The following is a 1,483-nucleotide window of genomic DNA, read 5'->3' on the forward strand; positions in this document are numbered from 1 at the left end:
ATGATCTTGCCGTGCTCGACCACGTAGTAGCGGTCGGCGACGGTGGAGGCGAACCGGAAGTTCTGCTCGACCAGAAGGATCGTGAAACCTTCCTTCTTGAGCCGCGCAATGGTGTGGCCGATCTGCTGGATGATGACGGGCGCGAGACCCTCGGTCGGCTCGTCCAGCATCAGGAAGCTCGCCCCGGTGCGCAGAATGCGCGCGATCGCGAGCATCTGCTGCTCGCCGCCGGACAGCTTGGTTCCCTGGCTGTTGAGCCGCTCCTTCAGGTTCGGAAACAGATCGAATATCTGTTCGAGCGGCAATCCGCCTGCACGCACCACCGGCGGCAGCAGCAGGTTCTCCCGCACGTCGAGACTGGCGAAGATTCCCCGCTCCTCCGGGCAGAACGCGATTCCCATCCGCGCGATCCTGTCCGAGGTGGTGCGGATAATGTCCTCGTTGTTGAACTTCACCGAGCCGGTACGCTTGCCGATGATGCCCATGATCGATTTCAGCGTCGTCGTCTTGCCGGCGCCGTTACGCCCGAGAAGGGTGACGACCTCGCCTGCATTCACGTCGAAGTTGATCCCGTGGAGGATGTGGGACTCTCCGTACCAGGCTTCCAGGTTGCGAACCTGGAGGATGATCCCGCCGGTCGCGGCCTTTGCCGGAGCTTCCGCAATCGCAGTCTCRGGCATGACCGGCTCCCAGATAGGCTTCCTTGACGCGCTCGTCCTTCGAGAGCTCGTTATAATGGCCTTGCGCGAGCACCTGTCCGCGCGTCAGCACGGTGATGATGTCGGAGAGGTTGGCCACGACGCTCAGATTGTGCTCCACCATCAGAATGGTGTACTTGGCCGAGATACGCTTGATCAGCGCCGCGATCTTGTCGATGTCCTCGTGGCCCATGCCGGCCATCGGTTCATCCAGGAGCATCATCTCCGGGTCGAGCGCGAGCGTGGTTGCGATCTCGAGCGCGCGCTTGCGCCCATAGGGCATCTCGACGGCCGGCGTATTGGCAAATTCGCTGAGGCCGACATCGTTCAACAGCTCCTGCGCGCGATGGTTGAAGTGGTTGAGCACGGACTTGGAGCGCCAGAAATCAAAGGAGCTGCCGTGCTGGCGCTGAAGCGCAACACGAACGTTTTCCGCCGCGGTCATGTGCGGAAATACCGCCGAGATCTGAAATGAACGTACCAGTCCCATGCGAGCCACGTCGGCCGGCGCCATCGCGGTGATATCCTGTCCCTTGTACAGGATTTTCCCGGCGGACGGCTTGAGGAACTTCGTCAAAAGATTGAAGCATGTCGTCTTACCGGCCCCGTTCGGGCCGATCAGCGCATGAATACTCCCACGGCGAACCTTGAGCGCAACGTCGCGAACGGCAAAGAAGCCCGCGAACTCCTTGGTCAAGCCTTCCGTTTCGAGAATGAACTCATCGGCCAAACAGATTTCCCCCTGCCCGCACGACGCGCTGGCCGCGCGTGGCTGTCCTTGTTGC

Annotated in this window: 1 protein-coding gene and 1 pseudogene; both read right to left on the reverse strand. The window is 61.3% G+C overall.

Going from position 1 to position 1,483, the window contains the following annotated elements:
* The coding region (locus ACXJL8_RS40840; protein ID WP_456687015.1) for an ABC transporter ATP-binding protein at window positions 1–680 on the reverse strand (680 nt) is incomplete at its 3' end.
* Window positions 679–1,428, reverse strand: a pseudogene (locus tag ACXJL8_RS40845) (ABC transporter ATP-binding protein); the annotation flags it as partial. The gene ACXJL8_RS40840 and the pseudogene ACXJL8_RS40845, both read right to left, overlap by 2 nt.
* Window positions 1,429–1,483: the final 55 nt, after the last annotated feature.

The organism is Bradyrhizobium sp. P5_C11_2, assembly GCF_054049755.1.